The organism is Cellulomonas sp. URHD0024 (assembly GCF_000426185.1).
Taxonomy (GTDB): Bacteria; Actinomycetota; Actinomycetes; order Actinomycetales; family Cellulomonadaceae; genus Cellulomonas.
This window is the reverse complement of sequence record NZ_AUEW01000004.1, coordinates 186,028-207,453: the sequence shown is the minus strand read 5'-3', so window position 1 is coordinate 207,453 and position 21,426 is coordinate 186,028. Positions and strand designations below refer to the sequence as shown.

Annotated in this window: 23 protein-coding genes and 1 pseudogene; 12 read left to right on the top strand and 12 right to left on the bottom strand. The window is 72.2% G+C overall.

Going from position 1 to position 21,426, the window contains the following annotated elements:
* Window positions 1-98 precede the first annotated feature (98 nt).
* The 3 genes from I847_RS0106130 to I847_RS0106120 all read left to right on the top strand — a co-directional run bounded on the left by I847_RS0106130 (window position 99) and on the right by I847_RS0106120 (window position 3,676).
* Complete coding sequence (locus I847_RS0106130) at window positions 99-1,016, top strand: L,D-transpeptidase (RefSeq protein ID WP_231384109.1); 918 nt, start codon at window positions 99-101, stop codon at window positions 1,014-1,016.
* 65 nt (window positions 1,017-1,081) lie between these two features.
* Window positions 1,082-2,749, top strand: coding sequence for a phospholipase D-like domain-containing protein (locus I847_RS0106125; protein ID WP_155856035.1), 1,668 nt, complete (start codon window positions 1,082-1,084; stop codon window positions 2,747-2,749).
* Window positions 2,750-2,827: 78 nt separating this feature from the next.
* Window positions 2,828-3,676 carry an HAD family acid phosphatase gene (locus I847_RS0106120; protein ID WP_028048987.1) on the top strand — a complete coding sequence of 283 codons (849 nt, stop codon included), beginning with the start codon at window positions 2,828-2,830 and terminating at the stop codon, window positions 3,674-3,676.
* Window positions 3,677-3,737: 61 nt separating this feature from the next.
* On the opposite strand, the gene I847_RS25430 is transcribed toward I847_RS0106120, so the two are convergent.
* Together I847_RS25430 and I847_RS0106110 are read right to left on the bottom strand one after the other, a co-directional pair.
* Window positions 3,738-4,271: a hypothetical protein gene (locus tag I847_RS25430; RefSeq protein WP_051274525.1), complete on the bottom strand. Its 534-nt coding sequence runs from the start codon at window positions 4,269-4,271 to the stop codon at window positions 3,738-3,740.
* The gene (locus I847_RS0106110; RefSeq protein WP_034609301.1) at window positions 4,268-4,834 is read right to left on the bottom strand and encodes an RNA polymerase sigma factor; all 567 of its coding nucleotides are present in this window, start codon (window positions 4,832-4,834) and stop codon (window positions 4,268-4,270) included. The genes I847_RS25430 and I847_RS0106110 overlap by 4 nt, the downstream gene beginning before the upstream one ends.
* Before the next feature lie 109 nt (window positions 4,835-4,943).
* On the opposite strand from I847_RS0106110, the gene I847_RS0106105 reads away from it, so the two are divergent.
* Genes I847_RS0106105 through I847_RS0106095 form a run of 3 tightly spaced genes read left to right on the top strand, consistent with a single transcriptional unit; the run spans window position 4,944 to window position 6,974 of the window.
* On the top strand, window positions 4,944-5,651 hold the full coding sequence (locus tag I847_RS0106105; RefSeq protein ID WP_028048985.1) for an MSMEG_4193 family putative phosphomutase: 708 nt from the start codon (window positions 4,944-4,946) through the stop codon (window positions 5,649-5,651).
* Between the two features lie 10 nt (window positions 5,652-5,661).
* Window positions 5,662-6,204: a DUF3090 domain-containing protein gene (locus tag I847_RS0106100; RefSeq protein ID WP_028048984.1), complete on the top strand. Its 543-nt coding sequence runs from the start codon at window positions 5,662-5,664 to the stop codon at window positions 6,202-6,204.
* A complete protein-coding gene (locus I847_RS0106095) occupies window positions 6,183-6,974 on the top strand; it encodes an SCO1664 family protein (RefSeq protein ID WP_231384108.1) in 792 nt (263 codons plus the stop codon). Before I847_RS0106100 ends, I847_RS0106095 begins: the two co-directional genes overlap by 22 nt.
* 44 nt (window positions 6,975-7,018) lie before the next feature.
* On the opposite strand, the gene I847_RS0106090 is transcribed toward I847_RS0106095, so the two are convergent.
* From I847_RS0106090 to I847_RS22240, 4 genes are all read right to left on the bottom strand, one after another.
* Window positions 7,019-9,022, bottom strand: coding sequence for a VWA domain-containing protein (locus I847_RS0106090; protein WP_028048982.1), 2,004 nt, complete (start codon window positions 9,020-9,022; stop codon window positions 7,019-7,021).
* A complete protein-coding gene (locus I847_RS0106085; protein ID WP_028048981.1) occupies window positions 9,015-10,400 on the bottom strand; it encodes an AAA family ATPase in 1,386 nt (461 codons plus the stop codon). Before I847_RS0106085 ends, I847_RS0106090 begins: the two co-directional genes overlap by 8 nt.
* Window positions 10,401-10,446: 46 nt before the next feature.
* Window positions 10,447-11,784, bottom strand: a complete 1,338-nt coding sequence (gene fucP, locus I847_RS0106080) for an L-fucose:H+ symporter permease (protein WP_081680536.1) — start codon at window positions 11,782-11,784, stop codon at window positions 10,447-10,449.
* Window positions 11,785-11,902: 118 nt separating this feature from the next.
* Window positions 11,903-12,304, bottom strand: coding sequence for a putative quinol monooxygenase (locus I847_RS22240; protein ID WP_196804495.1), 402 nt, complete (start codon window positions 12,302-12,304; stop codon window positions 11,903-11,905).
* Window positions 12,305-12,316: 12 nt separating this feature from the next.
* Between I847_RS22240 and I847_RS0106070 the strand changes: the two genes are divergently transcribed.
* The gene (locus I847_RS0106070) at window positions 12,317-12,778 is read left to right on the top strand and encodes a hypothetical protein (protein ID WP_028048979.1); all 462 of its coding nucleotides are present in this window, start codon (window positions 12,317-12,319) and stop codon (window positions 12,776-12,778) included.
* Window positions 12,779-12,782: 4 nt separating this feature from the next.
* On the opposite strand, the gene I847_RS0106065 is transcribed toward I847_RS0106070, so the two are convergent.
* Window positions 12,783-13,679: an SDR family oxidoreductase gene (locus tag I847_RS0106065; protein ID WP_028048978.1), complete on the bottom strand. Its 897-nt coding sequence runs from the start codon at window positions 13,677-13,679 to the stop codon at window positions 12,783-12,785.
* A gap of 102 nt (window positions 13,680-13,781) precedes the next feature.
* Window positions 13,782-14,462, bottom strand: coding sequence for an NUDIX domain-containing protein (locus I847_RS22235; protein WP_051274524.1), 681 nt, complete (start codon window positions 14,460-14,462; stop codon window positions 13,782-13,784).
* A 112-nt stretch (window positions 14,463-14,574) separates the two neighbouring features.
* On the opposite strand from I847_RS22235, the gene I847_RS0106055 reads away from it, so the two are divergent.
* Genes I847_RS0106055 through I847_RS22220 form a run of 4 tightly spaced genes read left to right on the top strand, consistent with a single transcriptional unit; the run spans window position 14,575 to window position 17,786 of the window.
* Window positions 14,575-15,054 (top strand): HD domain-containing protein, encoded by a 480-nt coding sequence (locus I847_RS0106055; protein ID WP_051274523.1) that lies wholly within the window; start codon window positions 14,575-14,577, stop codon window positions 15,052-15,054.
* A gap of 11 nt (window positions 15,055-15,065) precedes the next feature.
* Complete coding sequence (locus I847_RS22230) at window positions 15,066-16,028, top strand: ADP-ribosylglycohydrolase family protein (RefSeq protein ID WP_051274522.1); 963 nt, start codon at window positions 15,066-15,068, stop codon at window positions 16,026-16,028.
* A gap of 38 nt (window positions 16,029-16,066) precedes the next feature.
* Complete coding sequence (locus tag I847_RS22225; protein ID WP_051274521.1) at window positions 16,067-17,101, top strand: diacylglycerol kinase family protein; 1,035 nt, start codon at window positions 16,067-16,069, stop codon at window positions 17,099-17,101.
* 1 nt (window position 17,102) lies between these two features.
* Window positions 17,103-17,786, top strand: coding sequence for a phosphatase PAP2 family protein (locus I847_RS22220; RefSeq protein WP_081680534.1), 684 nt, complete (start codon window positions 17,103-17,105; stop codon window positions 17,784-17,786).
* A gap of 71 nt (window positions 17,787-17,857) precedes the next feature.
* Here I847_RS22220 and I847_RS22215 read toward each other — a convergent pair whose 3' ends face one another.
* From I847_RS22215 to I847_RS0106025, 4 genes and pseudogenes are all read right to left on the bottom strand, one after another.
* Complete coding sequence (locus I847_RS22215) at window positions 17,858-18,718, bottom strand: hypothetical protein (protein WP_231384107.1); 861 nt, start codon at window positions 18,716-18,718, stop codon at window positions 17,858-17,860.
* Between the two features lie 204 nt (window positions 18,719-18,922).
* A pseudogene (locus tag I847_RS27675) lies at window positions 18,923-19,039 on the bottom strand (DUF2510 domain-containing protein); the annotation flags it as partial.
* A gap of 65 nt (window positions 19,040-19,104) precedes the next feature.
* Window positions 19,105-19,563, bottom strand: coding sequence for an FtsX-like permease family protein (locus tag I847_RS0106030; RefSeq protein ID WP_028048975.1), 459 nt, complete (start codon window positions 19,561-19,563; stop codon window positions 19,105-19,107).
* Window positions 19,564-19,576: 13 nt separating this feature from the next.
* Window positions 19,577-20,539: a zinc-dependent alcohol dehydrogenase family protein gene (locus I847_RS0106025; RefSeq protein ID WP_028048974.1), complete on the bottom strand. Its 963-nt coding sequence runs from the start codon at window positions 20,537-20,539 to the stop codon at window positions 19,577-19,579.
* Between the two features lie 104 nt (window positions 20,540-20,643).
* On the opposite strand from I847_RS0106025, the gene I847_RS0106020 reads away from it, so the two are divergent.
* Entirely contained in the window at window positions 20,644-21,252 is a 609-nt protein-coding gene (locus tag I847_RS0106020; protein WP_196804494.1) for a TetR/AcrR family transcriptional regulator, read from the top strand.
* The last annotated feature ends 174 nt before the right edge of the window (window positions 21,253-21,426 follow it).

Genomic DNA, 21,426 nt, shown 5'->3' with positions numbered 1-21,426 from the left:
AGGCGGCCGGTCAACGGTCGCCTCCCGATCCGCGACGAAGGCCGGACCGCCCCCGACCGGGCCTCCGTCCCGGCGCGACGACGTGACAAGGTGGGCGCATGGGGAAGGGATCGGAAGGCCCCCCGCGGCTGCTGCGCATGGTCATCGCAGGCGCAGTCGCGCTCGCAGCCGCGGCCGGATGCTCGACCCCCGGCGCTCAGCCCGCAGACCCACCGCCCGTGGTCGTACCGGCCACGGTCAGTGCCTCCAAGGTCCCGGCCCCGGCTGTCGTCGGCCCGGCAGGACCGCCGGCCGTCGACACGTCCGCACTGGTCCAGATCAGCCCGTTGACCGTCGTCCCGGGGCTGCCCGGGGTCGGGGACGCCACGCCCCGCCACGTCGACGGCGCGTCCAGCGGTCCGTGGCAGACAGTGACGCTCGCGCGCGACACGGTCGCGTTCGACGGGTATCGCGATCCGCACCCGGTCGGACTGATCCCGCAGACGACCCTGAAGCAGGTCCCGACGGTCCTGCCGGTGCTGGACGACCGCGGGAACGGGTGGTTGCGCGTCATGGTCGCGACCCGCGGCGCCCTGCCCTCGCAGGACCGCAACCAGGTCAACGGGCGCACCGCCTGGATCAACGCGGCAGACACCAGCCCCTCGAGCACCGCATGGTCGGTGCACGTCGACACGACCGCCCAGACCATCACGGTCGACGACGGCACCGGACCGCACGTCTACCCGGTGCGAGCGACCGGCGCACCCGCGACCCCGACCCCGCCGGGTCTGTCGTTCGTCGTCGGCACGTTCTGGGACGAACCCGGGACCTACACCCCGCGGGTGATCCTCCTGTCCACCCAGTCCGAGGCGATCGACCACTGGGACCGCCCGACCGGCACCGCCGTGACGGCCATCCACACCTCCCTGCTGCACGGGACCGGGGCCGTGTCCAACGGGTGCGTGCGCGTCAGCGACGAGGTGCTCGACGTGCTCTGGCACCGCGTGCCGGCGGGAACCGTCGTGACGGTGACCTGAGCCGGGATGCGGTTCACCCGGGACGCCCCCGTGCCGCGACCGGCCGCCTGTGCCAGTTTGGTCCCGTGCACCTGTCCGCGCTCCCGGCGCTCCGCTCCAGGTGGCACCTGCGTCGCGCCACCGTGTCGGGGGTTCGCCTGCCTGCGATCACAGCCGGTCGCACCGAGCTCGGCTGGTTCCTGACCGGGCCGCAGCGCGGCAACGACGCGACGCGCCTGCGGCCGTGGACCGACGGCAACGCGGTACGCCCGCTCGTGCACGGCGGCCCGTACTTCGGCGCTCTCGCCGAGGCACTGGCGCGGACCGGCCCGGGCGACCTCGTGCTGTTCAGCGACTGGCGCGGGGATCCGGACGAGCGCCTGTCGGACCACGGCGCGACCGTCTCGGAGGCGCTCGCCGACGCCGTGCTTCGCGGCGCCCTCGTCAAAGGGCTGATGTGGCGCTCGCACCTGGACCGGCTGCGCTTCTCGAACCGGGAGAACCGCAGCCTCTCCGAGAGGGTCAACGACGTCGGCGGTGAGGTGCTGCTCGACCAGCGCGTGCGTTCCGTCGGCAGCCACCACCAGAAGTTCGTCGTCATCCGCCACCACGGGCGCCCCGTCGACGACGTCGCGTTTCTCGGTGGTGTCGACCTGGCGCACGGGCGGCGCGACGACGCCGACCACCAGGGCGATCCGCAGGCCCAGCCGTTCGCCCACCAGTACGGTCCCACCCCGCCGTGGCACGACGTCCAGATCGAGCTCCGCGGCCCCGCCGTCCGTGAGGTCGAAGAGGTCTTCCGCGAGCGCTGGGACGATCCGGCGGCCCTGTCCAGACTGCCGTGGCAGGTGCTGCCCGACGAGGTGCACGGGGAGGACCGAAAGCCCGGCCCGCTGCCCCCGGAGGCGCCGGACCCACCCGAAGCGGGCACGTGCGCGGTCCAGCTCCTGCGCACCTATCCGCAGCGCCGCCCCGGCTACCCGTTCGCGCCGGACGGGGAACGCAGCGCCGCCCGCGGGTACGCCAAGGCGCTGCGGCGAGCCCGTCGCCTCGTCTACGTGGAGGACCAGTACCTGTGGTCGGCCGACGTGGCGCAGGTCTTCGCCGCCGCGCTGCGCCGGGAGCCGGGGCTGCACCTCGTCGCGGTCGTCCCCCGGTACCCGGACCAGGACGGCCGGCTCGCCGTGCCGCCCGTCCGGCTGGGCCACGCGCGCGCCCTGCAGATCGTGCGCGCCGCCGGCGGGGACCGGGTCCAGGTCCTCGACGTCGAGAACCGTGACGGTGTGCCCGTCTACGTGCACGCGAAGGTGTGCGTGATCGACGACGTGTGGGCCACCGTGGGCAGCGACAACCTCAATCGCCGCTCGTGGACGCACGACTCGGAGCTCACCGCTGCGGTGCTCGACCGGCGCCTGGACGGACGCGAGCCGCGCGACCCCGCGGGCCTCGGCGACGGAGCTCGCGGCTTCGCGCGCGAGCTGCGCCTGGAGCTGTGGCGCGAGCACCTCGACCGCGACGACGACGACGGTCTGCTCGATCCGGGCGAGGCGATCGAGGCCGTGCGGTCGAGCGCGGCCGCCCTCGACGCGTGGCATGCCGGCGGGCGCTCCGGGCCTCGTCCGCCCGGCCGGCTGCGGGTGCACAGGGTCGCGCCGCTGCCGCTCTGGCAACGTCTCCTCGCAGCCCCGGCGTACCACGCCATCGTCGACCCCGACGGCCGGCCGACGCGACTGAAGGTCCGCGGACAGCACTGAACGCGGCCGGCGTGCCCCGTCACCGATGCAGGACTAGCGTCCAAACGTCCTGCCTACTCCCCAACCCCAGGAGCTGTCATGCGAGCACTCACCCGACGGTCGACCATCGTCGCGGCGGCAGTGGTGGCGACCGTCGTCGCCGCCGGCGCCGGCTATGCAGCCACGGCACAACCCGCCATCACGACCTCCACCCCGCACTCCGCCGACCAGATCACCAACATCGACGTCCTGCGGCAGCAGATCCGCAACTACTACGGCGATCCGCTCGGCACCGGCGTGTTCGACCCGGAGGGCAACTACGCCGAGGAGGCCTCCTCGGTCGCCCGCTCCGGTGCCCGCTGGCTCGCGGCCCGGCAGCATGACCACGGCAAGGGCTACAAGCATGGCGTCGCGACGAAGGCGATCGTGCTCGACGTCGACGACACGACCCTGACGACGTGGAACTACGAGATCGCGAGCAACTGGGCCTACAACCCGACGACCAACGCCGCCTACGTCACCGGCCAGCTGTTCCCCGCGACGCCGGGCATGGTCGACATGGCCACCGACGCAGCGGCGGAGGGCTACGCGATCTTCTTCCTCACCGGCCGCCCCACCTCGCAGGAGCCCGCGACGCTCGGCAACCTCACGTCCGACGGCATCGGCGTCGACGCGGGCTACCCCACGCCGACAACGCTGCCGGACGGCGAGGACGGCCTGTTCACCAAGCCCGACGTCACGGCGTACCCGGACTACCTCAAGGTGGCCTGTGCCGACGACCCGGGCGGGAAGTGCACGACCATCCACTACAAGTCCGCGACCCGCGCCCACATCGAGTCGCTGGGCTACGACATCGTCGCGAACTTCGGCGACCAGTACAGCGACCTCAAGGGCGGCTCAGCCGACCGCACCTTCAAGATGCCGAACCCGAACTACTTCCTGCCGTGAGGCCGTAGGCGCGTGGGACCGCTCCGCGCTCGGAGCGGTCCCACGTCGCACGCGGGCGACGTCAGCAGAGCCCGCCGGACCACGAGACCGCGACGGGCGAGCCGACGGCCGCCTCGCCCGAACCGCTGGTGACGATGTCGAGCTCAGCCCCGCCGGCGATCTGGGCGGCGCCGAGGGTGAACCGCAGCGAGCCGTCCGCCTTCACGAGCGCGATGCCGCAGGCGGCGGCGTCGCCGTCCGACGTCGTGCGCGCCTCCCCGTCGGCCTGCGTGAAGCCGGGCTGGTACGTCACGGCAGCGCGAACGCCGTGCGCGGCGAGGTCGCGTTCCAGTCCGCTCGCGTCGACGAGGTCGTGGATCGTGACGACCACGTCACCGTCGGGCTCGGACTCGACGGCGTAGGCGGCGCTCGCGCTCGGGCCGACGATGCCGGTCGCGACGCTGACCGCGACGACGCCGGCGGCAGCGGCCGCGAGCCCCGCCACGGCGACGCGCGCGATCCGTGACGGACGGTGACCATGCTCGGCCGGCCCACGTGCGACGACGTGCTGGCGAAGCTCGTCGAGCAGGGACTGCTCGAAGGTGTCGAGACTCATGAGAGGACCTCCTGTGGTCGTGGGGTGAGCTGGGACTGGACCCGGGCGCGGCTGCGGTGGAGCCGGACCCGCGCGGCGCCCGGCGTCACCCCCAGCACGGCAGCGGCTTCGATGACGGTGAGCCCGTCGAGCGCGACGAGCTCCATGAGGGCTCGGTCACGCGGCGAGAGGCACGCGAGTGCGGCATAGAGCGTCCGGGCCTCCCGTTCGGCATCGATCCGTTCCTCGATGCGGGCGAGGGAGTCGGCGTCCAGCAGGCGCCGGCCCGAGATGCGCCGCACCACCGCACGGTCGCGCGACTGTCGGCGGAACTCGGTCGCCAGGACGTGGCGGGCGACTCCGACGAGCCAGGCGGCCGGCGCACCCCGGTCGGGGCGGTACGACGAGGCCGAGTCGACGGCCGCGAGGAAGACCTCGGCGGTCAGGTCCGCGGCGAGATGGGGGTCGGCGACCCTGCGGGTGACGAAGCGCTGCACCGTCTCGAGGTGCTCGCGGTAGAACACCTCGAAGGCGTCAGGGTCCCTGGCGATCGAATCGACGTCAGGGTGTGCGGGAGTGGTCATGTCTCTCATTGGTCACCCGGGTCCTCGACGTTACAGGTGCGACCTGTTCTCGACACCGACCGGGTCCGAGCTGCGGTGACGGCGCGCGTCAGGTGCCTAGGCTCCGTGCATGGCCACAGTCCTCCTCGTCCGGCACGGTCGGAGCACCGCGAACGTCGCCGGCATCCTGGCCGGGCGCACCGCCGGGGTCAGGCTCGACGCCGTCGGGCGCAGCCAGGCCGAACGCGCCGGGCAACGGCTCGCCGAGGTGCCGCTGGTCGCGCTGATCTCGAGCCCTCTCGCACGGTGCAGGCAGACGGCGCGGATCATCGGAGAGCACCAGGGCGCAGCCGTTCGGACCCGGATCGAGGCAGGCATCGTCGAGTGCGACTACGGGCAGTGGCAGGGTCGCCCGCTCCGTGAGCTCGCCAAGGAGCCGCTGTGGGCGGTGGTCCAGACGCAGCCGTCCGCGGCCGTGTTCCCCGGCGGCGAGTCGTTGGCCGCCATGCAGGGCCGGTCGGTGGCGGCGATCCGTCGGCACGACGCAGCGCTGGAGGCGGAGCACGGAGCCGGCGCGGTGTGGGTGGCGGTCACGCACGGCGACATCATCGCGACCGTCCTCGCGGACGCGCTGGGCATGGGTCTCGACCTCTACCAGCGCCTCGTCGTCAATCCCGGATCGGTCTCGATCATCCGGTACGGGCCCGCTCGCCCGGACGTGGTGGCCACCAACACGGACTCCGGCGACCTGCAGTGGCTGCGCACCGTCGCTCCGGTCGGCGACGCGCAGGTCGGGGGCGGCGCCGGCCCCGGAGCGGCCGCGCAGGACGGCTCGTAAAGTGGGCGGCATGCCGACACTCGTCCACCGGTTCGACTGGCCCGAGCGTGTGATCGTCGGAACGGTGGGGCGCCCGGGTGAGCGAACCTTCTACCTGCAGGTTCGCGACGGAGCCCGCAGCACCAGCGTCGCCCTGGAGAAGGAGCAGTCAGCCGTGCTCGCCGAGAAGATCGACGAGATCCTGGACGCGCTCATGACCGACGAGGGCAACCGGTTCAGCGTCCCGGTGGACACGCCCGTCGAGCTCGTCGACGACGACCCGCTGGACCAACCGGTCGAGGAGCAGTTCCGCGCCGGGCTGATGCGCCTGGGCTGGGATCCGTCCACGGCGCAGGTGGTCGTCGAGGCGTTCCCGTTCGACGCGACCTCCGACGAGGAGGAGGAGACCGAGCCGAGCGAGCCGAGCGAGATGCTGCTGGTCCGGATGCCGGTCGGGACCGCGCGGGCGTTCGTCCAGCGCACCCGGCAGGTCGTCGCGTCAGGTCGTCCCCTGTGTCCGCTGTGCGGCAGGCCGGCCGACGTGGGCCATGTGTGCGGCGCGCCCGAGGCGTGACCGGCGACGACGTCGACCTCGTCGCCGGTGAGCTCGAGCTCGTCGGGCGCATCACGGTCGCCTCGAACGCCACGTTCCTCGCGACGATCGGCGACGACCGCGTCGTCTACAAGCCCGTCGCCGGCGAGAAGCCGCTCTGGGACTTCCCGGACGGGACCTTGGCCAACCGAGAGGCGGCGGCCTACCTGGTCTCGGAGGCGTTCGGTTGGGACGTCGTGCCGGCCACCTGCCTGCGCGACGGCCCGCTCGGTCCCGGCATGGTGCAGCTCTGGCAGGAGCCCGACCCCCAGCAGGACCCGGTCGACGTCGTCCCGGCACAGGCCGTGCCGCCGCACGGCTGGCGCGCGGTCTTCCAGGGGATCGACGACGACGACGAGCCGATGGTCCTGATCCACGAGGACTCCGCCGCGCTGCGCCGGATGGCCGTGTTCGACGTCGTGGTGAACAACGCCGACCGCAAGGGCGGCCACATCCTCCCGACCGGGCAGGGTCACCGCTACGGCGTGGACCACGGTGTGACCTTCCACGAGGAGCACAAGCTGCGCACGGTCCTGTGGGGCTGGCGGGGCGAGTCGCTGGAGCCCGACGAGGTGGCCGGCGTGCACCGGGTGCGTGCGGACCTCGACGGCGACCTCGGTCGGCGACTGGCCGGGCTCCTCAGCGATGGCGAGCTGGCGGCGCTGGCTACCCGCTGCGACCGGCTACTTCGCCGAGCGGTCTTCCCCGGCCCGCGCGGAGACATGCCCGCGTTCCCGTGGCCCATCTTCTGATCCGGTCGTCCCGTACCTCGACGACCTCGTCGCTGACCGCCTGCTCACCACTCGTCGTCGCGGCCCCAGCCACCGAAGGCGCCGCTGCGGCGTGAGCTCAGGTAGGAGTCGATGACCGCGGCCCCGAGGTCGTCGCTCTCGGGCGTCACGACGGTGCCGCCCGCCCGCCGGGCCATGGCGTCGACGAACCGCGCGAGGCCGGGGTCGTCGCCGAGGCGGAAGAAGGTCGTGCGCGCGCCCAGCCGCGCCGAGCCGTCGAGCTCGCGCACCGCGAGGGCGATCGTCACCGGGTTCGGCGGGTAGTCGAAGAAGACCTCGCCGTTCGACTCCAGGTGGGAGGTCGGTTCGCCGTCCGTGACGACGAGGAGCACGGGTTGGGCGTTCGGGTGCTTGCGGAAGTGCCGGTTGGCGAGCAGCAGCGCGTGGTGCAGGTTCGTGCCCTTCTCCCACCGGGCGTCGAGCCCGACGAGCTGCTCGATCTGCATCACGGACGCGCTGCGGCCGAACCCGATCAGCTGCAGGTCGTCCCCGCGGAACCGGCTGGTGACCAGGGTGTGCAGTGCCAGCGCGGTGCGCTTCATCGGCACCCAGCGGCCGTCCATGGCCATCGAGAACGACGTGTCGACGAGGAGCGCCACGCACGCCTGCGTCCGCGCCTCGGTCTCCTGGACCTCGACGTCGTCGATCTGGATGGTGACCCTGCCCCCGTCTGCCGGCGCCCGGACCAGCGCGTTGGTGATCGTCCGCGTCACGTCCCACGGCTCGGTGTCGCCGAACGCCCACTCCCGGGTCGACCCCGAGGGCTCCCCGGCGGCGCCGGAGCGGCGGACGTCGTGGCCGCCCGTGCGACCGGACATCGTGTCGGCGACGGCGCGAAGGACGGACCTGCCGAGCTGGCGCATGGCCTTGGGCGTCAACGCGAGCTGGCCGTCCGAACCCCGCCGCACGGTGCCGGAGTCGCGCAGGGCCTCCTCCAGCCGCTGCAGGGTGCGCGCGTCCACCGCCGCGTCCGGTCCGAGCTGGCGCGCCAGCTTGTCGAGGTCGAGGTCGTCCAGCCGCGAGCCCTGGTAGGACTGCGCCAGCTGCTCGGCCAGGGCGTCGAGGTCGGCGAGGTCCTGGAAGACGCCGGTGCCATCGCCCAGCCCGAGCCCGTTCTCGCCGGTCAGACGCTGCGAACCGCCCCAGTCCTCGCCGGGCCGCAGCGAGCGGAGGCTGTCGTCGAGCTGGCTCAGCTCGCTCATGAGGTCCGACGAGCCGAAGGCCTGCTGGGCGAGCGCGTCGAGCTCCTCGCGCTGCTCGCGCGTCATCGAGTTGCGCATCCGCTGCGCTGCAGCCGCCCTGCTGGCCAGGGCGTCCAGGAGCTCGTCGAGGTTCTGCGGCCGCTCGGGGAAGTAGTCGCCGTGCTTGGCCATGAAGTCGTCGAACTGCTCCTGGGTGTCCTCGCCGCGCTTGCGGCTCTCCAGGAGACCGTTGAGGTCGGCCAGCATCTCGTTCAGGGCGGCGCGGTCCTCGTCGGTCGCGTTCTCCAGCGCCTGCTTGAGGCCGGCGAACCGCTGGTCGAGGACCTCCCGGCCCAGCAGGTCCTTGATCTTCTCGAACTCCTCGCGCGCCTCGCCGCTGCGCCACTCGTACCCGTTGAGCTCGCTGACCGCGGCCGCGGGAGAGGCGGGGAGGTTGTCGAGCTGCATCTGCGCCAGAGCACGGTCGCCCTCGTCCATGTCGACGTCGCGCGCCAGCTGCTTGCGCTCGGTGAGGACCGCCCGGTCGAGCAGCTCCTTGACCTCCTGCAGCGTCCCGTCGAGGTTGTTCGTGCGGGTCAGCTCCCTGCGCCTCTCGGCGACGCGCCTCGCCAGCTCGTCCATGCCGACCTGGTCCCTGCCGCCGCGCCGCAGGAACTCCCGCATCGCGTGCTCGGGCGACGAGCCCGCCATCACGTCCTGCCCGATCGCGTCCAGCGCCTCCGCCAGGTCCACCGGCGGCGCGAGCGGGTCCGGACCGTCGACGTACGGGGTGTACCGCTTGGTCAGTCGACGGTTGGCCCTAGCCATAGATCGTCTCGCCGCCCCCCGACTCCTTGCTGATCCGACGCGACAGGTACAGACCCTCCAGCGCGAGCTCGATCGCAGCGGCCCGCTCGCCGTCGTTCGTGGCGTCCAGACGGGCGCAGATCTCGTCGTACAGCTCCGACTCGCCCAGCGCGGGCAGGCCGGTCAGCACGTCGCGGGCGCTGACCTGCTCACCGGTGGTGACGACCGCCCCTCGTGCGATCGCGTCCACGAGCACCGTGAAGTCGATGCCTCGCAGGTGCGCGCGGACCGTCTCGGCCGTCGCGGTTCGCAGCAGGTGGTCGAGGATCTCGTCCTCTCGCCCTTCCTCCCCCGACTCGAACTCGATCTTGCCCGCGAGGACGTCGACGGCGGTCTCCAGGTCGACCGGGCGGGCCACGGCGTGATCCTCGCCCTGCCGCGCTGCGCGGTGCAGGGCCGAGGCCGCGACCGTCTCCGCGCCCGCGATCGCGAAGCGGGCGCTCACCCCGCTGCGCTGGTCGACCGCGCTCGACTCACGCAGCGCGCGCGTGAACCTGGCCAGGATCTCGACGACGTGGTCCGGGACCTCCGCCTCGAGCGACGCCTCCTGACGGACCACCGCGATCTCGTCGGCGAGCGCCGTCGGGTAGTGCGTGCGGATCTCGGCCCCGAACCGGTCCTTCAGCGGCGTGATGATCCGCCCGCGGTTGGTGTAGTCCTCCGGGTTCGCGGTGGCCACCACCAGGACGTCCAGCGGGAGACGCACGACGTAGCCGCGGATCTGGATGTCCCGCTCCTCCATCACGTTCAGCATCGCGACCTGGATGCGCTCGGCGAGGTCGGGCAGCTCGTTGATGGCGACGACCCCCCGATGACCCCGCGGCACCAGTCCGAAGTGGATCGTCTCGGGGTCACCCAGCGCACGCCCCTCGGCGACCTTCATGGGGTCCACGTCGCCGATCAGGTCCGCGACGCTCGTGTCCGGCGTCGCCAGCTTCTCCACGTACCGCTCGTCGCGGTGCCGCCAGACGACCGGAAGAAGGTCCCCGAGCTCCTGTGCCCGCCGGCGGCTGGCGGCCGTGATGGGCTCGTACGGGTGCTCCCCCAGCTCGGAGCCGTCGATCACCGGGGACCACTCGTCGAGCAGGCCGACCAAGGTCCGCAGGAGTCGTGTCTTGCCCTGACCTCGCTCGCCGAGCAGCACGATGTCGTGCCCGGCGATCAGCGCCCGTTCGAGCTGCGGGACCACCGTCTCGCCGAAGCCGTGGATGCCCGGCCAGGGGTCGCGGCCCTCCCGGAGCGCCGCGAGGAGGTTGGCACGGATCTCGGCCCGTACCGACGTGTGCACATGCCCCGAAGCGCGGAGCTCGCCGACAGTTGCCGCAGTTGGACGCATCATCCCGACGAGCGTAAGCCTGGCTGCTGCAGATGCACCTCCGCGGGGCTCAGTGCGCGCCCTCCGCGACCAGCGGTGCGGCATGCCGTTCCGAGCGCAGGTCGAAGAGCGCGTACGCGGCGACGACCGCGAGGCAGACGGCGGGCACGATGAAGCCGCGTGCGGTGCCGGACGAGTCCATGATCAGGCCCATGACGGGCGGCAGGAGAGCACCGCCGAGGATCGCCATCACCAGACCGGCGGCACCGAACTTCGTGTCCGGGCCGAGGCCCTGCAGGGCGACGCCGTAGATCGTCGGGAACATCAGGGACAGCGAGACCGAGATCCCGACGACCGCGACCAGTCCGACCATGTTCGGCACGAGCACCGCGGTGAGCGCGAGCACGACCCCGAGCAGCGCCATGACGAACAGGAGCTTCGTCGGCCGGACGATGCCGAGCAGGTACGTCATCACGAAGCGCGAGATCAGGAACAGGATGAGGCTCGCCTGCAGGTACCACCCGGCGTGCGAGGCGGGGACGCCGACGACGTCCTGGGCGTACTGGATGGTGAAGCTCCAGGCGCAGACCTGCGCGCCGACGTTGACGAACTGGGCGACCACGCCGAACCGGTAGTGGCGGTTGCGCCACAGGCGCGCGAACGCTCCCCCCGACCTCTGGTCCACCCCGAAGTGGACGTGGTCGTCGGGCACGTTGATCCTGCGGAAGGCGATGAGCAGCCAGATCAGCAGCAGTGCCAGCGCGATGCCGGTGTACGGCCCGAGCACGAGCGACAGGTCGTTCTCCTGGGCCTGCTCCAGCTGCTGGGCCGACATGGTGGCCTTCTCGGCCTCCGAGGTGATGTTCGGCAGGATGAGCACGGCACCCAGCAGCACGCCGATGTTCGCGCCGACCGGGTTGAACGCCTGGGCGAGGTTGAGCCGCTGCGTCGCGCTCGCCTCCGGGCCCATCGAGATCACGAAGGGATTCGCCGACGTCTCCAGGATCGACAACCCGGCCGCCAGCACGAACAGGGCGATCAGGAAGAACCCGTACTCGAGCAGCCTCCCGGCCGGGATGAACAGGAACCCGCCGACCGTCGCCAGTCCCAGCCCGGTCAGCACCCCGGTCTTGTACCCGAACCGCTTGTTGATGAGGGCGGCGGGGATGGCCAGCGCGAAGTAGGCGCCGTAGTAGGCGAACTGCACCAGCGCGGACTGGAAGTTCGACATCAGGAAGATGTGCCGGAACACCCCGACCAGCACGTCCGTCAGGTTGGCCGCCGACCCCCAGGCGGCGAAGCAGGTGACGACGAGGATGAACGGGATCGTCAGGCCCGGGTAGACCAGGCGCTTCTTGCGCGCGGTCGCGAGCTCTGGCTCTGGCTGGATGACTGTCGGTCGGTCCATGGCGATCCCCTTGCCGGGGCGTGGACTAGGCATTTCTCGTCTAGTCACACCGACGTTATCCCGGTGTCAATAAGGCGACCACTCGTGCCGGCCGGTCGTCCTCATGTCACGTCTCGTCTCACTTCTCGTCGAACAGCCGCAGCTCCGAGGGTTCACGAAGGCGGTCCTCGAGCAGGACGTTGCCCTCCGTGTTGTACGGCTGCCGCATGTGCTCGTCCCACGCGGCGCGGGACCGGAACATCTCCAGCATCACCCAGGAGTCCGGGTCGTCCTGCGGCTGCACGAGGTGCATGAACACGCAGCCGGGTTCCGTGAGGGTGTTCCGCCGCATGGACTGCAGCTGGGCCTCCGCCTCCGCGAGCCGGTCCTTGCGAGGCCTGATGGTGACGACGAGGAAGAGGGGTCGGTCCTGTTCGTCGGGTGCGCTCGTATCTCGTCGTACACCCGTTCTGCCCCGACCCCACGGACGTGCTAGAACGGAGAGGACCTGACGCCGCGCAGGCGCCGGCCGGACCAGCACCGGAGGGACATCATGCGGCGTTACGCGATCGTGGCGAACCAGACCCTCGACAAGGACCAGCTGCTCAGGGTGGTCCGGGAACGGGCTGCCCAGGGCCCGGCCGACTTCTGGCTGGTCGTGCCGGCCACGCCGGTCAAGGACCTGGCCTCCAACGCCGTCGCCGTCCCGATGCCGGTGATGGGCGGGACCCTCGCGCTCCCTCATCCGCCCGCCGAGGCACGCAGGCTCGCGCAGAACAAGCTCGACGCGGCCCTCGAGAAGCTGGCGGCCGCCGGCGTGACGGCCGACGGAGCGGTGGCCGACCCCGACCCGCTGCGAGCGGTGGAGTCGGCGCTCGCCGGCCGCACGTTCGACGAGATCGTCGTCGTGACGCTCCCTACGCGCTTCTCGCTCTGGATGCACCAGGACCTGCCCGACCGCCTCGCCCACCACTTCCACGTGCCCGTCACGGCGGTGGCCACCGAGGACGTCTGAGGTCCTACGGGACGTTCGCGCCGCCGTTGACGTTGATGACCTCACCGACGACGAAGCTGGACTCCGGCGAGGCGAGGAAGACGTAGGCCGGCGCCTGCTCGACCGGCTGGCTCGTGCGGCCGAGCCAGGACGACTCCCCGAAACCGTCGAGCTTCTCCGTCGGCTGGCCGTCCGAGACCTGCAGCGGCGTCCAGACCGGCCCGGGTGCCACGGCGTTCACCCGGATCCCGCGCGGCGCGAGGTCGGCCGCGAGCGCTTTGGTGAAGCCGATGATCGCGAACTTCGTCGACGCGTAGTTGATGATCATCGGCGACGGGTTGTACCCCTGGACCGAGGTGCTGTTGATGATGGTCGACCCGGGCGGCAGGTGCGGCAGGGCGTCACGCGTGATCCAGAACATCGCGTAGACGTTCGTCTGGATCGTGCGATGCAGGTCGTCCTCGTCCAGCTCGTCGAACGTCTGGTGGTACACCTGGTGCGCCGCGTTGTTCACCAGGATGTCGAGCCCGCCCAGCCCGTCCACCGCGCCGGCCACCATCTCCCGGCAGAACCCGCGGTCCCGGATGTCTCCGGGCAGCAGGACCACCGTCCGACCGGCCGCGCGCACGTGCTCCGCGATCGCGTCCGCGTCGACCTGCTCCTCCGGCAGGTAGCTGAGGGCCACGTCCGCACCCTCCCGGGCGAACGCGATCGCGACCGCCGCACCGATGCCCGAGTCACCGCCCGTGATCAATGCCTTGCGACCGGGCAGTCGGCCCGTGCCGCGGTAGCTCGTCTCGCCGTGATCGGCCTGGGGGTCCAGCTCCGCGTCCAGGCCCGGCACCGGCTGCCACGACGCGTGCGGCCTGATGTGCGAGTGGCGCTCGACGGGGTTGTCGAACGTGAGCTGGTCGCGCGACATGGTGATCTCCTTCGCGGGAAAGCCGTCAGGATGCCCAGTCGCACCGGAGCGCCATCGATCCTGTCCGAGACGATACCCGTGGCCGGGAGATCGGCGGTTGCCTCAACGCGCATCGCCGCCCTTGTCGTCGGCGTGCTGCTCCGCGCGCAGGTAGAGCTCGGCGGGCTTGCCGCGGGCTCCGCCCCGCGACTCTCCCACGGCCCGCAGGTGCGGGAGCATCGTCCGCCGGAAGGTGTCCGCGACGAGCCGTTGCCCCAGGACCAGCTCGTGCAGCAGCCGGAGATCACGGACCGTGAACGGGCCGTCCGGGAGGAGGGCGGCCGGGTCCGGCCACCTCCGGTAGTCGGACCGCAGTGCTGCGACGGCGGATCGGACGATCTCGTCGTGGTCGTACTTCAGCGGCGGCAGCTCGTCGACGGGGACGAGCGTGGCCTGCTCGTGCGCGGGGATCCGGTCGGCGCGCACCGCGTCGAGGTGCGCGACGGAGACCACCCAGCCGCGGTCGTCCCGGTCGGGCGCGTCGAAGACGTGCAGCTGGCGGGGGCGCAGCCCGACGACACCCGCCTTCAGCTGCAGCGAGCGGAGCACGGCGCGAACCAGCGTCTCCCCGGGGTGGACGAACGTCCCGGGCAGGCGGGTGTCGCCGGCAGCGCCGGTCGTACGCGCCAGCAGGACGCAGAGCCGCTCGTCGGCGACCGTGAGGACAGCGGTGTCCACGGCGAGCGACGGTCGCGGATAGTCCTCGAGGGTCCGTCCGTGACTGTCGCGGTAGGGACTCGACATGGCGCCACTTTAGACGGAACTTGCGTCAATGTCGGTGGCGTGGCCCATACTGGGCGCAGTCTGATAAAGACGACTCTTGCGCAAAAGCACCCGCGAGCCGGAGGGACAGCACATGATGACGCAGGCACTCGACGACCCGTTCGCACAGGTCGCGCTCGCCGCAGCGATCGCGCGGGAGGCGCACGCCGGGCAGGTCGACAAGCTCGGCGTGGAGTACGTCCGGCACCCCCAGGCCGTCGCGTCGGCGTTCGACCCCGAGACCCAGCCCGTCGAGTGCGCCGGCGCCTGGTTGCACGACGTCCTCGAGGACACCGACATCGACGCCGACGACCTGCGCTCCCGCGGCGTCCAGGAACCGGTCCTGTCGGTCGTGGACCTGCTGACCCGTCGCGACGACGTGCCGGACGACACCTACTACCGACGGATCGCTGCGCACCCGGTCGCCCGCGCGGTCAAGATCGCCGACATCGCCCACAACCTGCACCCCGACCGCGTCGCCGCACTCGAGCCGGACGTCCGCGAGCGCCTCGCCCGCAAGTACGACACGGCACTGCGGGCGTTGGGCGTCCGCGGCCTCGAACCTGCTCCCTGAAGGGGTCCCAGATGAACCTGACTTCCACCCAGCTCGATCGCGCGGTCGGCGCCGTCGTCGCTTCCGCAGCCGGCGACGCGCTCGGCTCGCAGTACGAGTTCCAGCGGGTGCCGCCCGACGACACGGCCCTGCGGTTCGGCCGCGGAACGTTCGGGCACGGCGTCGGCGAGTGGACCGACGACACGTCGATGGCCCTGCCCGTCCTGCAGGCGCTCGCACGCGGCGAGTCCCTGACGGACACCGCGACGCTCGGCACGATCGTCGGCGACTGGCTGACCTGGTCCCGCGATGCACTCGACGTCGGCAGCCAGACCCGGGCCGTGCTGTCCGGCCTGCGCGGCGTCACCACGGAGGAGTCCGCGCTGCGGTCCGCTCGGGCGGTGCACGACGGCGCCGGGAGGAGCGCCGGCAACGGCTCGCTCATGCGCACCGGCCCGGTGGCCCTCGGCTACCTCGACGACGGCCAGGAGCCCGCACTCGTCCAGGCGGCGGGCCGCATCGCCGCGCTGACGCACTGGGAACCCGACAACGCCGACGCGTGCGCGATCTGGTGCCTGGCCGTCCGGCACGCGATCCGCACCGGCGAGCTCGACGTCCGCGGCCAGGTCCGGTGGATCCCGGAACCCCGTCGCGAGCGCTGGCTCGGCCTGATCGACGAGGCACTCGCCCCGGAGACCCACCCCCGCGACTACGAGCCGCAGAACGTCTGGGTCGTGAAGGCCTTCCAGGGAGCGCTCGCCGCGATCGCCGGCGCAACCTCCCTCGTCGACGCGCTCGAGCGTGCCGTTCGCGGCGGCCGTGACACCGACACGGTCGCCGCGATCGCCGGATCCTTGGCGGGCGCCGTGCACGGCGCGACCGCCGTCCCCCTGTCCTGGCAGCGCCTCCTGCACGGCTGGCCGGGCCTGCGCGTGAACGACCTGACCTCGCTCGCCGTCCTCGCCGCACGGGCAGGACAACCCGACAGCGCCTAGGATCCTGTCCGAGTCGCTGGGAGTCGGGAGGCACCCGCATGACGCACCCGGGTGCCGGCAGCGCCTCGAGCGTGCAAGGCCGCGCCCAGCACGCCGCCGACCGGGCGCCCCGGGCCACGCAGCCGGTCCTGCTGATGAACCCGCGATCGGGCGGCGGCAAGGTCGCGAGGTTCCGGCTCGAGGAGCGCTGCCACGACCTCGGTATCGAGGCCGTCGTGCTCGGTCCGGGCGACGACCTCGTCGCTCTGGCGGAGGGCGCCGTCGCGCGCGGCTGCGACCTGCTCGGCATGGCCGGCGGCGACGGCTCGCAGGCCCTGGTCGCCACCGTGGCCGCCCGACACGGCATCCCGTTCGTCGTCGTGCCGGCCGGCACCCGCAACAACTTCGCCCGCGACCTCGGCGTCGGCACGGGGGTCGTCGGCTCTCTCACGGCGTTCGTCGACGGCTTCGACGTCCGCATCGACCTGGCCGAGGTCAACGGTCGCGTGTTCGTCAACAACGCGTCGATGGGCGCGTACGCGCAGCTGGTCCGCTCGCCGCGGTACCGGGAGGCGAAGGTCCGCACGACCGTCGGGCTGCTGCCCGAGCTGGTCGGCCCGTCGGCCGCATCCGTCGACCTTCGGTACGAGCTGCCCGGCGGCGGGCAGGCCACGACGGCCCAGGTGCTCCTCATCTCGAACAACCCCTATGACCTCTCCGCCTCGCCGCGCGGCGCCCGTCCGCGGCTCGACGGCGGCCGGCTGGGCGTCACCTCGGTGCGCGTCCTGGACGGCGGGGAGGCCAAACAGCTCGCCGCGCTGGCCGCCGCCGGTCACAGCGAGCTGTTCCCCGGCTGGCACGAGTGGACGGCCACGCAGCTCGAGGTCACGTCCGCGGAGCCCATCGCCCTGGGCGTCGACGGTGAGGCGATCACCCTCGATCCCCCGCTCCACTTCCTGACGCGCCCGGGTGCCCTGATCGTGCGCGTCGCCCGAGCGCGGGCCGGACGCAGGTCCATGCCGCTGGCCCTCGGCGGGCCGCGACCCTTGCCGTTCTCCGCGCTGTCGCGGTTGATGTCCGGACGAGGGGGCTGACATGGCCGAGCCGCTCGGCGGAGGCCCTCCGCCGGCCGCGGACGGGTCGACGACCGACGCCCGGGAGCCGGTCGAGGACTGGCTGGCCCAGCGGATCGCCGACGCCGTGCCGGGCGAGCAGCCGGAGGCGCTGCTGCGCGCCCTGCGCACGCTCGGCCGCTGGGATCGGCGCGCCTACGAGTCGGTCGCCGGGTGGTCGACGCCGCTGCTCGACGAGCCGATGCGACTCGTCGCCCAGGTGGCGAACCACTCCAAGCCCTGGATCGCGACGGCGGCCGTGCTCGCGACCTTCGGCGGGCGCCGCGGGAGGACCGCTGCGCTGGCGGGTCTGGCGGCCGTCGCCGCGACGTCCTTCGTCGTGAACCAGCCGATGAAGCGCGCCGGGGACCGACGCCGACCGGACCGGCACGCGCTGCAGGTGCCGGTCCCGCGGTGGGTGCCGATGCCGACGTCGACGTCCTTCCCGTCCGGGCACTCGGCGTCCGCGGCCGCGTTCGCCGCGGCAGTCGGGCACGTCCTGCCCGAGCTGCGGATCCCGTTGCGCGGCGCCGCGGCGTTGGTGGCCCTGTCGCGCGTCTACACCGGCGTCCACTACCCCGGCGACGTCGCGGTCGGGGCCGTGACGGGTGCGGTAGTCGGGCGTTCCGCTGCGGGCCTCGTGGTGAGAGTGACGACCTCGAGCTGAGGACCACTGAGGACCACCGACGGCGATCAAGGCGTTGATCGATGCACCGAACGGGCGCTCGCTCGCGCGGTCTACCTGCCGCACTCCGGGCAGAACACGGTGCCCAAGGTCGGACCTCGGCCGCTCTTCAGCTCGGCTCGGCTGACGATACGTTCGTCGAGAGGCGATTTTGTCGAGCCGATCTCGACGAGCCGGACCGTGAAGACCTCGGACGCTGAATCCGTCTTCAGGGAATAGCTGAACTCGCAGGTCAGATTACCGATCCCGTACTCGTCGACGGTCCGCTCGACCATCTTTCCGTTCGCGGGACTGGCCAAGCCGATGCTCGCGTTCGCGCCGTCCAGCAACACCACCTGGTAGCTGATGGCCGGGCCCGAGCAGTCTGTGGGGATCGGGCCGAGCGCGGTCGTCAGCGTCCACCCGGAGGTGAGCTTGCCGGAGAAGGAGAGTGACTTGGCAGCTTCTGCTGCTGCCTGCGCGGCCTGGGCTTCCGCCGCCACCCGCGCCGCCTCGGCCTCCGCCGCAACTCGCGCCGCCTCGGCCTCCGCCGCAACCCGTGTGGCCTCGGCCTCCGCCGCGGCCCGGGTCTGCTCGGCGTCGTAGGCGACGACCGCGTCGTCCACCGCCTTGCGGGCCCCGGTGACCTCGGTCGACGCAGCGGCGATGTCCGCGTCCGTCTCCGACCCCAGTGCGGCACCGAGACGATCCAGGGCGCTGGAGAGCGCGGCACGAAGCGCCTCGTCGGCCTTTCCCACGGAGGTCTGGAGACTGGCGGCGCCCGACGCGGAGAGTGTCGAGCCCGAATCCACGAGCGCTACGTGGGCGGCCTGCTCCCGCGCCTCCTGGGCGTGCGCACGGGCAGCCTTGTCCTCTTGAGCAGCACGGGCTGCGGCGGCGCGATTCTCGCTCGCGGTGTGCGCGCTGGCACCCACCGCGATACCACCGACAAGAAGAACCGCTGCAGCCGCGCACACCAGGACGCGACTCTTCGTCGTCCCCAGGAACCTCGCGAGCGGACGCTGGCGTCCGACGGTTGCTACGAAGACCTCCGACTGGGCTCCGGTGGGGTCGCTCGGGCTCCTCGCAGGCTCATTGACGGCGGGAACCAGAGCCGGGAGCACTGAGGGAGCGCTCTGGGGCTCCGGAGCGAGGCGTTGGGTCCACTGGCGGCCGTCCCACCATCGCGAACGCCCCTCAGGGTCCGGGTAGAAGCCCGGCGGAGGGGTCGTCGTCCGGCTGTTCTGGGGCTCCACGCCTTCTAGATCGGCAGGTCACGGGCCGACTTGAGGCCCTGGCCGACGAGACGCCCGTCGGAGGTTCAGGCGTTCGCGAATGCCAGCGCGGGATCTGTCACGACGACCTGGTGCAGGCTCGCCGCCGCGGCGACCAGACCGATCACGAGGCCGACGCCCAGCGCGGTCACGCACTGCCCAACCGTCACGCTGACCGGCAGCGGGAACGCGGGAACCAGCAGGACGGCGGCGACGACGGCGACCACGACGGCAAGACCCGCGAGGAGCACGCCTTCGAGCGCGACCCCGCCGACGAGCCGCCACGTGGGCACGCCGATCGACGTGAGCACAGCGACGTCGCGCCGCCGGTCGAGGCCGCAGACGTAGCAGACGAACGCGACGATCCCCGCGGCGACCAACCAGAGCAGGGCGGACAGGAGAGCCAGGGTCCGGGTCGCGACGGCCAGGGGTCGACGCATGTCGTCGCGGACCTCGGTGGGCGTCATGGCGGTCAGGCCGGCCGCGATCACCGGCGTCCCGCGCACGACGAACGCACCGTCAGGGTGTCAGGACGATCCGGCCGAACACGTGGCCGTCGTCCATCCGACGGTGTGCCTCGGCCGCCGCGTCGAGAGGGAGAACGGCGTCGACGACGGCAGCAAGCTCCCCGCGCGCGGCTGCGGTGAAGGACTCCGCGCGGACCTGGTCGCGGGCTGCCACGGGCACGGTGTTCAGGCTGAACGTGGAGAACGAGCGCGACTGCTGGAACGCCTCCAGCAGTCGCATGCCCAAGTCCGCCGGCGGCAGTCCCGCGACCATGCCGACAGCCACCAGGCGGCCGTTGGGCGCGAGCCGGTCCAGGAAGGCCGGGAGGCGGGACCCGCCGACGATGTCGAGGATCACGTCGTAGGACGCCGGTGCCGTCAGGTCGCCGTCCCCGGCACGGTCGAGGACGTGCGTCGCGCCGAGCGCACGCAGCGCGGAACCGCGCGGCTGCGACGAGGTGGTGACGGCAACGGCGCCGGCGCCGCCGCGCACAGCGAGCTGGACGGCGGCGATCCCTATGCTGCCCGCCGCCCCGCGCACGAGGACCGACTCCCCGGGAGCGAACCGGCCGTGCGCCAGAGCGAAGTGCGCGACCGGCGCTGCGCTCCCGAGTGTGACCGCATCGACCGACGACAGCCCGTCGGGAAGGGTCACCGCATCGTCGACGGCCGCGACGGCCTGCTCGACGTACCCGCCGCCGACGCCGGTGAAGGCCCAGACGCGACGGCCGATCCAGTCCGGGTCGACGGCTTCGCCGACGCGCATCACCGTCCCGGCGACCTCGCTGCCGGGCACCATGCCCGGGCGGAACCCGTACCCGTCGAGCGTCCCCCGCCGGATCATCGCGTCGACCCCACCGACGCCGATCGCCTCCGTCTCGATCACGACCTGCCCGGCCGCCGGGCTCGGGGTCGGCAGGTCGACGACCTGCAGGCCGCTCGGGTCGCCGAAGTGCTGGATCGCCACTGCTCGCACGGTTGACTCCACCCTGTCTTTCCCCTGCGGTACGGTCAGGACGCTAACGGACGCCTGCGTCCACTTCGGCGGAACTGAGAGTCATGCCTGAGCGACCACCTCACATGCTGCGTTCCGACGCGCGCGACAACCGCGACAGGACTCTCGAAGCGGCGCGCGAGCTGTTCGCCGACCTCGGACTGGCCGTGACCATGCGGGACATCGCCAGGAAGGCCGGGGTCGGCCCGGCGACGGTGTACCGACGGTTCCCCACCAAGCAGCACCTGGTCGTGGAGGTGTTCACCGACGAGATGCGGGTGTGCCGCGCCATCGTGGACGACGCGTGCGCCGACCCTGACCCGTGGCGGGGGTTTCGCACGGTCGTCGAGGAGCTGACCGCGCTCAACGTCGAGAACCGCGCGTTCGTCGAGGTGTTCCTGGCCGGGGGCGCCGATGTCGAGATGCTCGCGGACCACCGCGCGGATCTCGTGCGGGAGCTGGCCGGCCTCGCTGCGCGCGCTCAGGCGGTCGGCGCTCTGCGCAGGGACTTCGTCATCGACGACCTCGTCCTGGTCCTCCTGGCCGCACGCGCCCTGTCGTCCGCGCGCTCGGCCGATCCGGCGGCTGCCGCCCGCCGACTGGCGGCGCTGGCCATCGACGCCTTTCGCACGTCTGACGTGAACGGAGCCCTGCCGCCGGCACCCCGGCTCACCACGATCGTGCAGCAGCTCTGAGGACTGCCGAGCCCGGCGTCCCCCGAGCGAGCTACACGCGAGTGTCCACCGGGCGGTGACGTGCGGGAGGACCTGCAAGACCGTGTGCGCGCCGTCGTCTACGCCTACCTGCGCGGCTCGGTGACCTGAAGTCTCCGGCGGGCCGTCCTCGACCCTCAGGCCCACCCAGGCCGG